The sequence below is a fragment of the Polaribacter sp. NJDZ03 genome, from assembly GCF_019263805.1.
Lineage (GTDB): Bacteria > Bacteroidota > Bacteroidia > Flavobacteriales > Flavobacteriaceae > Polaribacter.
The window spans coordinates 792,008-805,398 of record NZ_CP079195.1 but is presented as its reverse complement, the minus strand read 5'-3'; the positions used below and the strand labels follow the sequence as shown (position 1 = coordinate 805,398).

Here is a 13,391-nt window from a genome sequence, read left to right as displayed (position 1 = left end):
GGTGTACATTTGTACAGCTCTGTGAAAAATAAAAGTATGTAGCTGTACTTTTGGAGTACCAAAACTACCAATAAAGTGTTTTGAAAGGAAAGAAAACGAAATTACTTTTTATAAAAACGCTGTTTATTAGCTCTTTATAGTCTTTTGCTTTCCTTTGTTAACGCTTCTTACTTCCCAATACAAAAATTCCCAAAAATATGCCCCAAAATATCTTTATCCACATCGTATTCTCCAGTGATATTACCCAGATGACGTAAGCACTCTCTAATATCAATAGAAAATAAATCGGTAGAAATATCTAAATCAATTCCCTCTTGCACAGAAGAAATAGCGATTAAAGCATTGTTTAAAGCCTCAAAATGACGCGAATTGGTAACAATCGTTTCATTATTACTTAAAGCACCAATATTAACCAAAGAAGTCAATTCGTTTTTTAGTTCTTCAATACCCGTTTTGTTTTTAGCAGAAAGTAAAATTAAATTCTCAATTTCCGATTGTAAAATAGAAGAATCAGAACAAGATAAAGTATCCACTTTATTAGCAATCACTAACAAGCGCTTGTTTGGGAAACGTGTTTTTATGGTCTCAATTTCAGATAAAAAATCTTCACTAGAATATGCATATTTATTAGAATCGATCAAGAAAATAATTAACTGCGCATTTTCTGCTTTTTCGTAGGCTTTTTTAATTCCGATGCTTTCTACAACATCCTCTGTCTCTCTAATTCCGGCAGTATCAATAAAACGGAAAGCAACACCATCAATAATCATTTCGTCTTCAATAGCATCACGCGTAGTACCAGCAATATCAGAAACAATGGCTTTTTCTTCATTTAAAAGCGTATTTAATAAAGTTGATTTTCCAACATTAGGTTCACCGATAATAGCAACCGGAATACCATATTTCATAGCATTTCCAAAAGAAAAACTATCAATTAAACGTTTTAACACAAAAGTGATTTTAGCCACCAATTCTTTAAACTTCGTTCTGTCTGCAAACTCAACATCTTCACCAGAAAAATCTAATTCTAACTCAATTAAAGCAGCAAAATCTAATAATTGAACACGTAAGTCTTTCAATTCATTGGTAATTCCACCACGCATTTGCTGAATTGCCATTTGGTGACTTGCAGCCGAATTAGAAGCAATAACATCTGCCACAGCTTCCGCTTGCGATAAATCCATTTTACCGTTTAAAAAAGCACGCATGGTAAACTCACCATTATCTGCCATTCTACAACCATTTTGTAAAAATAACTGAATAATCTCTTGCTGAATAAAGCTAGAACCATGACAAGAAATTTCAACTACATTCTCGCCTGTATACGAATTCGGATTCTTAAAAACCGATACCAAAACTTCATCAACAAGAATATCATTTTGTATAATATGTCCTAAGTGTATGGTGTGTGTTTTCTGGTTTTTTAGTGTTTTTCCTTTTTTTATCGATTTAAAAAAAGCATCAACAATAGTAATGGCATTTTCACCAGAAAGTCTAATCACAGAAATTGCACCAACACCAGCAGGAGTTGCCAAAGCAATAATAGTATCGTTTTTAATCATAGTGCAAAAATACACAAAGATTTTACAGAAAAATAAAAAGCTCAACACAAAATGTGCTAAGCTTTTTAAGTCGTTAGGGGTATAAAGTTTATAAATTTAAGATTGCTCTTTATCTAAAACATTCTTAATGTCTAACTGCTGATTTGGTAAAATTTCTAAAGTTCTCATAGGGAACGGGATGCTAATATTTTCTTTATCAAACGCTTGTTTAATTTTTATAATAGCATTACTTTTTCCTTTCAATCGTTCAAGTGCATTTTCAGACTCTATCCAAAATCTACATAAAAAATTAATAGAGCTATCGCCAAATTCGGTAAAATAGAATTCTACATTTTTCCCTAGCTTTTTTTGATCAAAATTAGTATTAATAACTTCTTTTGTCAAAGTTTCTACCCTCTCTAAATCCGCTCCATATTCCACACCACATTCAAGAGAAATTCTCATTTTAGTAGTTAGAGAGTAATTTTTAAAAGGACTCTCTAATATGGTTTTATTAGGTATAACTACCATGTTATTATCTGCTTCTTTAATAACAAAGTAATTTAAATTTATATCCATTACTTCGCCAGAAAACCCATTTGTTTCTATCCAATTACCAATATTTAGGTTTTGTCTAAAAGATAAAACAACACCAGAAATCGTATTAGAAAGTGTTCCTTGTAGCGCCAAACCAATAACAATACCAGAAACACCGGCAGCAGATACAATTGCTTTTAAAGTATCATCAAACTTTAAGATTGTCATTGCAAAATATAAACCAAGTAAAATAGTAAGGGCAGAGGCAACTCTAGATACTAAATCTCTTACAGATTTTTGACTTATTTTTTTTCCTATCGTTTTATTTACTATAGAATTCATTGCTCTAGAAGCAAAGTAAGCTATAAATAATACAATTATGGCTATGGCAATATTCGGTATGTTTTTAATAAAAACATCTTTCCAGATTTCTAGTTTGTTAATTATTTTATTCATGTTTTGTTTTATGGGTTAGTGTTTTTTTAATTTGTTTATTAAAAAAAAAGCACTATTCAACAAAACTACTATCCAATACGTCACTCGTATTTTTAGACCATGCATTTAACATCCAAGAAGATTTCTCTAACTCTCTAATGTAAGCGCCAATTAAGTCTAAGGTACCTTCATCTTCAGCTACATTTGCTTTTGTAATAACTTTAGACAGTTGTGTTAAAATAATTTTATGATCATTTTTTAAAATGTCTACCATTTCTACATCTGTTAACAATGGGCTAGACTCTTTTACATTAGAAACCTCTATATAATCAGATAATTTACTAATTGGGTGGTACTTTAAGGTAACTATTCTTTCTGCAATATCATCAATTTTAATTTTGGTGTCATTGTACATTACTTCAAATTGATTGTGCAATTCAAAAAAGTTTTTACCTAAAACATTCCAATGAAAATTTCTTAATTTCTGATAATACACTTGGTAATCTGCCAATAGCACATTTAATTCTGTTACAACTGGTAATACTTTGTCTTTGTCTATATTTAAGTAATTCATAACTATATATGTTTTTAAGTTCCATACAAAATTACAATCAATGCACAATTTGTCTTTGCTCAAATAGAGTACATCTTAACTCAAATACTTTTTTTATAAAAAATAACAGACAAAAATATGTAACAAAACAAGTGTTTTTAAGTCTAATAAGTACACAACTAAAACTTTAAATATAAAAATGAAAGAAGATAAGCAGTTATTAATACTTACCCATTTAAGTCAATTATTAGATTTTGTAACCGTCATTGGTGGTTTTATAGTTCCCTTAATTTTATGGCTAACCAAAAAGGATGAAATTTTTGGAATGGATACACACGGAAAAGCAATTCTTAATTTTAGAATCTCTATGTTTATTTATATTCTAATTTGTATCCCTTTAATTTTTCTTTTTGGATTAGGAATTTTAGGGTTCATTGTAATCGGAATTTTTTATTTAATTTTTCCAATTATAAACGCCATAAAAGTAAGTAATAATGAAGCACCTAATTATCCTTTAAGCATTACATTTATAAAATAGAAAAAGAAGAAAGTAGCTTATTAAAATCGTCCTTTTTTAGGACGATTTTTTTTTGTTATAAATACGCTTAGTTAGTTGGGCGTTCCCTCAAAAGGGCAGGCTTTACACTATATCTTTTTGTAAAAACAAAAAGGATGTCGTTCCAGTCCTTAACGCAAGTAAAATATAGACTATAAGAAAAATTGATAGCTTGTGTTTGAAGCTATTTTTTTAATTTTAATATACTGTATATTAATTACTTAATAGTTATTTGTTAAACCTTTTATTTAAGTATTTTTTATTTGTTTTAGGATAGTTTTTTTAGCTCTATAATTTAATTAAAACTACAATTTCATCAATATAATTTTCCTTTTAATCACAAAATAATAAGCAAATAGTTAAAGTAAATTTTTAAAATATAAAGATTAAATGTTCTTAATAATATCTTCATATTCATAATAAAAGAGTTCGAATTTAGGCATGGTTTCCATGTAGAATTCAAAACAATCTCTCCAAGAATTTTTATTATAAACGCTAAATTTCCCTTCAAAAGGAACGTAGATTCTATGAATTATTTTGCCACTTTCTAGCTCATATTCATCATTAAAAATCACCTCTGGCAACTCTGTTTCTAGCAAGGTTTTTAAAGATAACATTTGGTCGTAGTAGAGTAAATTAACCAATTCATCTGGGTTCTCTATGTCTATACAAACCATTGCTTGTTTTCTTTCGGCAACAAATTTAAAAGAGAAACCCTTAATTTTTGTATTATATAATAACCATTTTCTAGGAAAAGATTTCCCAAAACTAGTCCAAAAATCTTTTCGTAAAAGCGCTGATTCTTCTTTAGAGAACATTCGTTATTTTTTTTTCGGTGTAAATATGTGAACCTTTTCTGTACTAAAACCAGTAGAAAACCAGGTTCTATAATATAAAATATCTGTATTAAAATTAGTAGCAATAACGTTGGCTATTACTTCTAATTTTGTGTTGTTAAAATCGGTATTTATTTTATCAATACTTAAAACAATTCCAAAATTATGCTCTTTAGGTACATTTTCATCCCATTCATTTAAGGTCCCAATTTTATTAGGTTTACTTATATTATAAGCAATTCCGTTAAAATTGACTTCTGCACTCTCAGTTTCATCTTCCGTAATAAAAGTCATCGGAGGCAATGATAACAACAAGCTAAATTGCTCACAAAACTCTTTTAAACTCAAATCTACAAAAGCAGAAAAATGTTCAATTTTAGAAATATTATCTATATCCATATCTAGTGTTTATCCGTGTATTTTAGCCGTATTACCACGTTCTTTCATCAATTCGGCTTCAAAAGCTAACAAAGCATTCCATTTTTTATCAACAATTTCTCTATCTTGATATTCACGGGCAAACTGTAAAAAAGTAGTGTAATGTTGTGCCTCAGAGATCATTAAGTTGTTGTAGAATTTAGACAACTCTTCATCTTCCATGTTTTCAGAAAAAACTTTAAAACGCTCGCAACTTCTTGCTTCAATTAGTGCTGCAACTAATAAACGCTGAATTAAAGCATCGGTTCTGTCTCCAGTCTTTTTAAAGAATTTTTGCAATCGAATAGCATAATCATTCTTTTGCTCACGTCCTAAAACCATTCCGCGTTTTACCATTAACAAATGCACCATTTTAAAGTGTTGCATTTCTTCAATAGCAATATTGCTCATTTCCTTAACAAGTTCTGTTTCTTCAGAGTAATTAATAATAATAGAAACCGCATTAGAAGCCGCTTTTTGCTCTAAAAAGGCATGGTCTGTAAGTATTTGCTGTAAATTATCTTTGGCAATTTCTGCCCAAGAAGTTTCTGTTTCAAATTGTAATCCTAACATACTTTTATATTTTTTTATAATCTCAAACTAAAATAAGTAAGAGATTTCATTTCTTTAGCATTTAATAAAGGTGTACAATCTACTTTAAAAACAAGAGAAGCATTTACATTGTAATTAGTTAATACGGTTGTTAAAATAGCCTGTTTTAGAAATAGTGTACCTTCAAAAAAATTGAACGTCAAAAATAGTGCAATTTTCATTAAAAAGTATTGTAGATTCTTTATTTACTTGTTGCGGACTTTGTTTAAAAGAAACCGTTTTGTAAAATATTTAGGTAGATATTGATAAAAGTTGTTTCTAAAACAAGGTTTTTAACTTCAACATTAATTATAGTGCCTAATTTTAAAGGTTTCTTATTTATACATTCGTTTTCAAAAGCATTAGTTATTAGGGCTCTACGGAGAAAAAATAATTTTAATTTTTAAGAAAATGTAGCTTTATTTGTAATTTTATACATTTTATGTAAAAAAAAGATATATAGTTTCATTTATCCGTAGAATAATGTCAATTTTAGAAAAAATAAAAAAGTATCAATTTTATTTTTATGATACGCAAACATTCTTATTTTTACATTTAATAGAACGATTGATATATGATAGAGTTAGCGGGAATAATTATTTTAGGAATATTAGCACAATGGGTAGCATGGAAATTTAAAATACCAGCAATATTACCTTTAATATTAATTGGTTTGCTAGTAGGGCCAATTGCTGCAGAGTTTTTAAGTGAAGATGGCACTAAGTGGATAGAACCAATCTGGAATGGGCAAAAAGGTCTTTTTCCTGGAGATAGTTTGTACTACTTTGTTTCTTTAGCCATTAGTATTATTCTTTTTGAAGGTGGTTTAACCTTAAAAAGAAGTGAAATTAAAAATGTAGGACCCGTAATTACTAAATTAATAACGATAGGATCTACTATTACTTTTTTTGGAGCAGGAATTGTAGCACATTATGTTTTTTATTTAAGTTGGGAACTTTCTTTTCTGTTTGCGGGTTTAATTATTGTTACAGGACCTACAGTTATTACACCAATTTTAAGGAATATTCCATTAAAGAAAGACGTTTCTACTGTTTTAAAGTGGGAAGGGATTTTAATAGATCCAATAGGTGCCTTAGTTGCAGTATTGGTTTTTGAGTTTATTAGTGTAGGTGGCGGAAGTGGTTTTACTAAAACAGCCTTATTGGAGTTTGGTAAAATATTACTATTCGGAACCACTTTTGGGTTTACGTTTGCGCATGCTTTGGCGTATGCCATTAATAAAAAAATGATTCCTCATTATTTACTAAATGTAGTGTCTCTTTCTACCGTTTTATTAGTTTTTATAGAGTCGGAAGTTTTTGCACATGAGTCTGGTTTATTAGCTGTTGTGGTAATGGGAATGGTTTTAGGAAACGGAAAATTAAGCAACTTAAAAGAGCTTCTTTACTTTAAAGAATCTTTAAGTGTATTGTTAATTTCTATCCTATTTATTTTATTGGCTGCAAATATAAATATGGAAGATTTACTCTTGTTATATACCTGGAAAACAGCAACGCTTTTTGCTATTGTTGTCTTTGTAGTTAGGCCTTTAGCTGTTTTTGTAAGTACAAGAAATTCTAAATTAAAATTTAATGAAAAACTATTTATCAGTTGGGTAGGACCTCGTGGTATTGTAGCGGCTGGTATTGCGTCTTTATTTGGGAGTAAGCTAATAAAACAAGGTGTAGAAGGAGCAGAGTATATTACACCTTTGGTGTTTATGATTGTTTTAGGTACGGTTTTATTTAATGCTACTACGGCAAGGTTATTTGCAAAAATGGTAGGTGTTTTTCTAAAAAGTACCGATGCTATTTTAATTATTGGAGCTTCTAGCCCTGCAAGGTTAATTGCAAAATATTTAAAAGAAAATAACAAAAGAGTTATTTTGATAGACTCTAATAAAAACTTTATTCAAAAATCATTAAAAGCGGGTATAGAAGCTATTGAAATAGATATTTACAACCAAGATTTAACAGACAATATAGAGTTAAATGATGTAGGTTATCTAATTGCAATGACGGGAAGTGAAGCTGTAAATAAATATGCTATAGATAGTTTTTCTAATAATTTTGGAGAGCAAGGTTCATATAGATTAGCAACTTCCGAAGAAATAAAAAATCCGAATTTAAGTAAAGAAGAGCAACAAATATTATTCAACCCAAAAGGTGATTATATCAATCTAAGTGAGGCTTTTAGAGAGAATCCTAAAATTTATGAAGTAGAAATTACTACGGAAGAAGAATATAAAACTATGGTTTCTAGATTGTTTAATGAATTCAAATCGGTACTTTTATTTATCAAAAAAGATGAAAAATTATACTTAATTCCTGAATTTGAAAAAACAGAATTACCTAAAGAGAATTGTACTTTAATATACTTAGGGAAAAATGTGTAATCATTTAATGAAAGAAATTTACTTAAGTAAAAACAATTCAACGTCAAAATGTCCTCCTGAGCCTGTCGAAGGATCATATTCGAGTTCTCAGTTCTATTTACGTCAAAGTAATTGGTAAAAAAAAAGACTTCGACAAGCTCAGCCAGACAAACGTTAGTGTAATTGTGCTATGGGTGTATTTTAACGAAAACAATTTACTTAACTAAAGATGGTAAAACAATTCAACGTCAAAATGTCCTCCTGAGCCTGTCGAAGGATCATATTCGAGTTTTCAGTTCTATTTACACCCAAGTAATTGGTGAAAAAAAAGTCTTCGACAAGCTCAGCCAGACAAACGCTAGTATAATTGTGCTTCGGATGTATTTTAATGAAAGAAATTTACTTAATTAAAGATGATAAAACAATTCAACGTCAAAATGTCCTCCTGAGCCTGTCGAAGGATCATATTCGAGTTCTCAGTTCTATTTACATCAAAGTAATTGGTGAAAAAAAAGACTTCGACAAGCTCAGCCAGACAAACGTTAGTGTAATTGTGCTTCTGATGTATTTTAATGAAAGAAATTGACTTAACTAAAAGCGCTAAACCAATGAAAACTCACAATGTCCTCCTGAGCCTGTCGAAGGATCATATTCGAGTTTTCAGTTCTATTTACACCAAAGTAATTAGTTAAAAAAGACTTCGACAAGCTCAGTCAGACAAACGTTATTATAATTGTGCTTCGGATGTATTTTAATGAAAGAAATTTACTTAACTAAAAACGATAAAACAATTCAACGTCAAAATGTCCTCCTGAGCCTGTCGAAGGATCATATTCGAGTTCTCAGTTCTATTTACACCAAAGTAATTGGTGAAAAAAAGAATTCGACAAGCTCAGCCAGACAAACGTTATTATAATTGTGCTTCGGATTTAATTTAATGAAAGAAATTACTTAACTAAAGACGATAAAACAATTCAACGTCAAAATGTCCTCCCGAGCCTGTAGAAGGATCATATTCGAGTTTTCAGTTCTATTTATACCAAGATAATTAGTTAAAAAAGTCTTCGACAAGCTCAGCCAGACAAACATTATTATAATTGTGCTTTAGAAGTATTTTAATGAAATCACTTTACTTAACTAAAAACAATAAAACAATTCAACGTCGAAATGTCCTCCTGAGCCTGTCGAAGGATCATATTCGAGTTCTCAGTTCTATTTACACCAAAGTAATTGGTAAAAAAAAGAATTCAACAAGCTCAGCCAGACAAACGTTATTATAATTGTGCTTCGGATTTAATTTAATGAAAGAAATTACTTAACTAAAAACGATAAAACAACTCAACGTCAAAATGTCCTCCTGAGTCTGTCGAAGGATCATATTCGAGTTTTCAGTTCTATTTATATCAAGATAATTAGTTAAAAAAGTCTTCGACAAGCTCAGCCAGACAAACGTTAGTGTAATTGTGCTTCGGATGTATTTTAATGAAAGAAATTTACTTAACTAAAAACGATAAAACAATTCAACGTCAAAATGTCCTCCTGAGCCTGTCGAAGGATCATATTCGAGTTCTCAGTTCTATTTACACCAAAGTAATTGGTGAAAAAAAGAATTCGACAAGCTCAGCCAGACAAACGTTATTATAATTGTGCTTCGGATTTAATTTAATGAAAGAAATTACTTAACTAAAGACGATAAAACAATTCAACGTCAAAATGTCCTCCTGAGCCTGTCGAAGGATCATATTCGAGTTCTCAGTTCTATTTACACCAAAGTAATTGGTGAAAAAAAGACTTCGACAAGCTCAGCCAGACAAACATTATTATAATTGTGCTTTAGAAGTATTTTAATGAAATCACTTTACTTAACTAAAAACAATAAAACAATTCAACGTCGAAATGTCCTCCTGAGCCTGTCGAAGGATCATATTCGAGTTCTCAGTTCTATTTACACCAAAGTAATTAGTTAAAAAAGACTTCGACAAGCTCAGTCAGACAAATCGCTAGTGTAATTGTGCTTCGGAATTATTTTAACTAAAACAATTTACTTAACTAAAAGCGCTAAACCAATGAATACTCACAATGTCCTCCTGAGCCTGTCGAAGGATCATATTCGAGTTCTCAGTTCTATTTACATCAAAGTAATTGGTAAAAAAAAAGACTTCGACAAGCTCAGCCAGACAAACGTTATTATAATTGTGCTTCGGGATTATTTTAACGAAAACAATTTACTTAACTAAAGACGGCAAAATAATTCAACGTCAAAATGTCCTCCTGAGCCTGTCGAAGGATCATATTTGAGTTTTTAGTTCTATTTACACCAAAGTAATTAGGTTAAAAAAGACTTCGACAAGCTCAGCCAGACAAACGTTAGTGTAATTGTGCTTCGGATGTATTTTAATGAAAGAAATTGACTTAACTAAAAGCGCTAAACCAATGAATACTCACAATGTCCTCCTGAGCCTTTCGAAGGATTTTGTTTTAATTATTAGTTTTAAAAATATTAAAGTAATTATTTAAGTAGATATGTTTAAGTGTCATTTATAATGATTTTTAGTGTTGTTTTTAAAACTTAAACAAAGCAATTTACTAAACTAAAAGTGCTAAACCAATGAATACTCACAATGTCCTCCTGAGCTTGTCGAAGGATATGATTTATGGTATCTAAAACCGTTCAACTTTCACTTAATAGATTTCATTTATAAGCAGCAATAAAACAAGTATTGTTACATATCTAACTCAAAACTTTGGCGCAATTTATCGATAAGAGGGTTTATTTCTTTCATCTTATTGTATTTTTCTTGCGGAGTGTAGGCAAACTTCTTTTCTATGCTTTCATTTAAACGAACATCTAGACTGATCCCATAGTTGTTCAGTTTTTTTCTTAAGAAATTAATTAATTCAGACCTTCCTTTTCTAAATTGCTCTTCCATTAATTTATTAGGAACCGAAAAAGATATTTTATTGTTTTTACCTAATTGAGGTGTGTCTGTGCCTACAATAGAAGCCATACTGCGCTCTCCTTTTTGAATTAACAAAGCAACGTAGTCTTTCCATAGATTTTGTAAAGCATCTTGGGTAAAAAAGTCTTTCGGGTGGTTGTCGAAATTTTCTTCTTCAATAGCTTTCTTTTCTACCTTTTTTTCGTGAATACTTTTTAACGATAAAGAAGATGCACGCCTACCAACAGATTTTAAAATAGGTTTTATCTTAGGTTTGGGCGGTTCTACTTTTGGAGCTTGCGCAATGACAGGTTTTTCAAGTTTTTTTTCAACCGGTTTTGCAATCTCTTTTACTGCAGGAGAAAGTGCCTGAAAAAATGTAGCAGGAATTATGTAGTTAGCTGATTTTTTTTTTTCTCCATCAAAAGTGATAGAGGCAATTTGCATAATGGTTAATTCTACCAGCAGTCGCTGATTTTTACTGGCTCTATAATTCAAATCACACTGATTTGCTTTTTCTATAGATTGCATTAAAAAAGGAATGCTTGCCTTAGTGGCTTGTTCTAAGTATTTCTTTTTAGCAGCATCACCAACTTCTAACAATTCTAAAGTAGCTTTGTCTTTGGCAACCAGTAAATCTCTAAAATGACTTGCCAATCCGTTTATAAAATGATGTCCTTCAAAACCCTTTGCTAAAATAGTATTAAATGCATTTAGCACTTGTGGTATTTTGTTGGTTAACATTAAATCTGTCATATTAAAATACGTATCGTAGTCTAATACATTCAGGTTTTCGGTAACGGCTTCTCTTGTTAAATTACTTCCAGAAAAACTAACAACTCTATCAAAAATAGACAAAGCATCTCGCATTGCGCCATCCGCTTTTTGAGCGATAATATGCAAAGCATCATCTTCTGCCGTAATATTTTCTTTTTCACAAATTACTTTTAGGTAATTTTTAGCATCTAAAACACCAATTCTTTTAAAATCGAAAATTTGACAACGAGATAAAATCGTCGGAATAATTTTATGCTTTTCTGTCGTTGCTAAAATAAAAATAGCATGTGCAGGTGGTTCTTCTAAGGTTTTTAAAAAAGCATTAAAAGCTGCCTGAGATAACATGTGTACCTCATCTATAATATATACTTTATACTTACCGGTTTGTGGCGGAATACGAACTTGGTCTGTTAAACTTCTAATATCATCAACAGAATTGTTAGAAGCAGCATCGAGCTCAAAAATATTAAAAGCAAAATCTTCATCTGCAGAAACTTCCGCATCTTGTTGATTAATGCTTTTAGCTAATATTCTAGCACAAGAAGTTTTACCAACTCCACGAGGACCTGTAAACAATAAGGCTTGTGCCAAATGGTTGTTTTTTATAGCCTTTTCTAACGTGTTTGTAATGGCTTGTTGCCCAACAACATCCGCAAAAACTTGTGGACGGTATTTACGCGCAGAAACTATAAAATGCTCCATGTATAATAGATTGTATATGGTTAACGTCTTTTTAAGTGTTCTTAAAAATCAAAAATGAATTTTGATTAAAAGTAGCTATAGAAGTTTAAAAAAATAGTAAACTTTTTGCTTCACTTATCGAGACCGGTTTATTTTGTGACTAAATTATTCAACAAAAATAGGGGTATCAGGTATTTTTTACAAGATATTTTCTTAATAAAAACTTAAAGTTGTAAACAACGTGTAAATTATGCATATTTATAACGACTACTTAGGTAAGTTAAAATTAAATTTGATTCCCCAATAATGGGATTGAATGTTTCCAAGGATATCCTAATGATATAACCCCTTGGGATTTTTTTAATTAAAAGTTCGGAAAATTGTACTAAAAATAGACCAACTGTTTTTTGTGCAATTTTCTTTTTAACCCTAATCCGTAAGTAAAATGAATATTTTAAAGTCTGTTACCTTTTTAAGTTTATCAATATTATTAATTTCTTGTTTTGGTTTTACTGATAAAAAAGAAACTAAAACTGAAACCAAAGCAATTTATATTGCCAAAGAAAATACTAAAGTAGCGTATTTTGCAAGTGGATGTTTTTGGTGTGTAGAAGCTATTTTTGAAAGTGTAAGTGGAGTAGAAGAAGCTGTTTCTGGTTATGCTGGTGGGCATACGTTAAACCCAACGTATAAAAGTATTGGAACCGGAAAAACAGGACATTCAGAAACTGTAGCGGTGTATTACAATCCGGAAAAAGTGTCTTTTGAAACGTTAGTTACCGTGTTTTTTGGTTCTCACAATCCAACAACCAAGAATGGACAACACCCAGATTACGGAACACAATACAGATCTATTGCTTTTTATGAAACGGATGCTGAAAAGGCAATTATAGAAAAAATGATTAGTCAACTAAACAAAGATGTTTATAACGGTAAAATAGTAACGGAAGTTACTAAATTTAAAAAGTTTTACAAAGCAGAAGACTATCACCAAGATTTTGAGCATAATAACCCAAACCAAGGTTATATAAAGGCGGTTTCTGTGCCAAGATTAAACAAATTTAAAAAGAGGTTTCCGGAGTTGCTGAAGACCAATAAGCATTAAAGAATGCATCTATAAATTAAAAAAAGCAACTCATTGAGTTGCTTTTTTG

Annotated in this window: 11 protein-coding genes; 3 read left to right on the top strand and 8 right to left on the bottom strand. The window is 30.4% G+C overall.

The window, feature by feature from the left end; genetic code table 11:
• Positions 1-167: 167 nt before the first annotated feature.
• The 3 genes from mnmE to KV700_RS03395 all read right to left on the bottom strand — a co-directional run bounded on the left by mnmE (position 168) and on the right by KV700_RS03395 (position 3,087).
• Positions 168-1,562 carry a tRNA uridine-5-carboxymethylaminomethyl(34) synthesis GTPase MnmE gene (gene mnmE, locus KV700_RS03405; RefSeq protein WP_218599175.1) on the bottom strand — a complete coding sequence of 465 codons (1,395 nt, stop codon included), beginning with the start codon at positions 1,560-1,562 and terminating at the stop codon, positions 168-170.
• A gap of 96 nt (positions 1,563-1,658) precedes the next feature.
• Complete coding sequence (locus tag KV700_RS03400) at positions 1,659-2,534, bottom strand: mechanosensitive ion channel family protein (protein WP_166382476.1); 876 nt, start codon at positions 2,532-2,534, stop codon at positions 1,659-1,661.
• Positions 2,535-2,586: 52 nt separating this feature from the next.
• The gene (locus KV700_RS03395; protein WP_166382478.1) at positions 2,587-3,087 is read right to left on the bottom strand and encodes a Dps family protein; all 501 of its coding nucleotides are present in this window, start codon (positions 3,085-3,087) and stop codon (positions 2,587-2,589) included.
• A 178-nt stretch (positions 3,088-3,265) separates the two neighbouring features.
• Between KV700_RS03395 and KV700_RS03390 the strand changes: the two genes are divergently transcribed.
• Positions 3,266-3,604: a DUF4870 domain-containing protein gene (locus tag KV700_RS03390; RefSeq protein ID WP_166382480.1), complete on the top strand. Its 339-nt coding sequence runs from the start codon at positions 3,266-3,268 to the stop codon at positions 3,602-3,604.
• A 404-nt stretch (positions 3,605-4,008) separates the two neighbouring features.
• On the opposite strand, the gene KV700_RS03385 is transcribed toward KV700_RS03390, so the two are convergent.
• The 4 genes from KV700_RS03385 to KV700_RS03370 are packed head-to-tail and all read right to left on the bottom strand — an operon-like array spanning position 4,009 to position 5,648.
• Positions 4,009-4,440 carry a DUF4268 domain-containing protein gene (locus KV700_RS03385; RefSeq protein WP_166382482.1) on the bottom strand — a complete coding sequence of 144 codons (432 nt, stop codon included), beginning with the start codon at positions 4,438-4,440 and terminating at the stop codon, positions 4,009-4,011.
• A 3-nt stretch (positions 4,441-4,443) separates the two neighbouring features.
• Entirely contained in the window at positions 4,444-4,857 is a 414-nt protein-coding gene (locus KV700_RS03380) for a hypothetical protein (RefSeq protein ID WP_218599173.1), read from the bottom strand.
• Positions 4,858-4,866: 9 nt separating this feature from the next.
• Positions 4,867-5,448, bottom strand: a complete 582-nt coding sequence (locus tag KV700_RS03375; RefSeq protein WP_166382486.1) for a tRNA-(ms[2]io[6]A)-hydroxylase — start codon at positions 5,446-5,448, stop codon at positions 4,867-4,869.
• A gap of 14 nt (positions 5,449-5,462) precedes the next feature.
• Positions 5,463-5,648: a hypothetical protein gene (locus KV700_RS03370; protein WP_218599171.1), complete on the bottom strand. Its 186-nt coding sequence runs from the start codon at positions 5,646-5,648 to the stop codon at positions 5,463-5,465.
• Positions 5,649-6,040: 392 nt separating this feature from the next.
• Between KV700_RS03370 and KV700_RS03365 the strand changes: the two genes are divergently transcribed.
• A complete protein-coding gene (locus KV700_RS03365) occupies positions 6,041-7,861 on the top strand; it encodes a sodium:proton antiporter (protein ID WP_218599170.1) in 1,821 nt (606 codons plus the stop codon).
• Between the two features lie 2,702 nt (positions 7,862-10,563).
• Here the strand turns inward: KV700_RS03365 and dnaX are convergent.
• The gene (gene dnaX / locus KV700_RS03360) at positions 10,564-12,258 is read right to left on the bottom strand and encodes a DNA polymerase III subunit gamma/tau (RefSeq protein ID WP_218599169.1); all 1,695 of its coding nucleotides are present in this window, start codon (positions 12,256-12,258) and stop codon (positions 10,564-10,566) included.
• Between the two features lie 424 nt (positions 12,259-12,682).
• Here dnaX and msrA point away from each other — a divergent pair, with 424 nt between their 5' ends.
• Entirely contained in the window at positions 12,683-13,342 is a 660-nt protein-coding gene (gene msrA, locus KV700_RS03355) for a peptide-methionine (S)-S-oxide reductase MsrA (protein WP_218599167.1), read from the top strand.
• Positions 13,343-13,391 lie beyond the last annotated feature (49 nt).

What these genes read in the sequence shown, in the direction of transcription:
- dnaX (WP_218599169.1), bottom strand. Translation starts at nt 12,258, where the DNA reads ATGGAGCATTTTATAGTTTCTGCGCGTAAATACCGTCCACAAGTTTTT.
- KV700_RS03375 (WP_166382486.1), bottom strand. Translation starts at nt 5,448, where the DNA reads ATGTTAGGATTACAATTTGAAACAGAAACTTCTTGGGCAGAAATTGCC.
- KV700_RS03380 (WP_218599173.1), bottom strand. Translation starts at nt 4,857, where the DNA reads ATGGATATAGATAATATTTCTAAAATTGAACATTTTTCTGCTTTTGTA.
- KV700_RS03385 (WP_166382482.1), bottom strand. Translation starts at nt 4,440, where the DNA reads ATGTTCTCTAAAGAAGAATCAGCGCTTTTACGAAAAGATTTTTGGACT.
- KV700_RS03395 (WP_166382478.1), bottom strand. Translation starts at nt 3,087, where the DNA reads ATGAATTACTTAAATATAGACAAAGACAAAGTATTACCAGTTGTAACA.
- KV700_RS03390 (WP_166382480.1), top strand. Translation starts at nt 3,266, where the DNA reads ATGAAAGAAGATAAGCAGTTATTAATACTTACCCATTTAAGTCAATTA.
- KV700_RS03400 (WP_166382476.1), bottom strand. Translation starts at nt 2,534, where the DNA reads ATGAATAAAATAATTAACAAACTAGAAATCTGGAAAGATGTTTTTATT.
- KV700_RS03365 (WP_218599170.1), top strand. Translation starts at nt 6,041, where the DNA reads ATGATAGAGTTAGCGGGAATAATTATTTTAGGAATATTAGCACAATGG.
- mnmE (WP_218599175.1), bottom strand. Translation starts at nt 1,562, where the DNA reads ATGATTAAAAACGATACTATTATTGCTTTGGCAACTCCTGCTGGTGTT.
- KV700_RS03370 (WP_218599171.1), bottom strand. Translation starts at nt 5,648, where the DNA reads ATGAAAATTGCACTATTTTTGACGTTCAATTTTTTTGAAGGTACACTA.
- msrA (WP_218599167.1), top strand. Translation starts at nt 12,683, where the DNA reads ATGAATATTTTAAAGTCTGTTACCTTTTTAAGTTTATCAATATTATTA.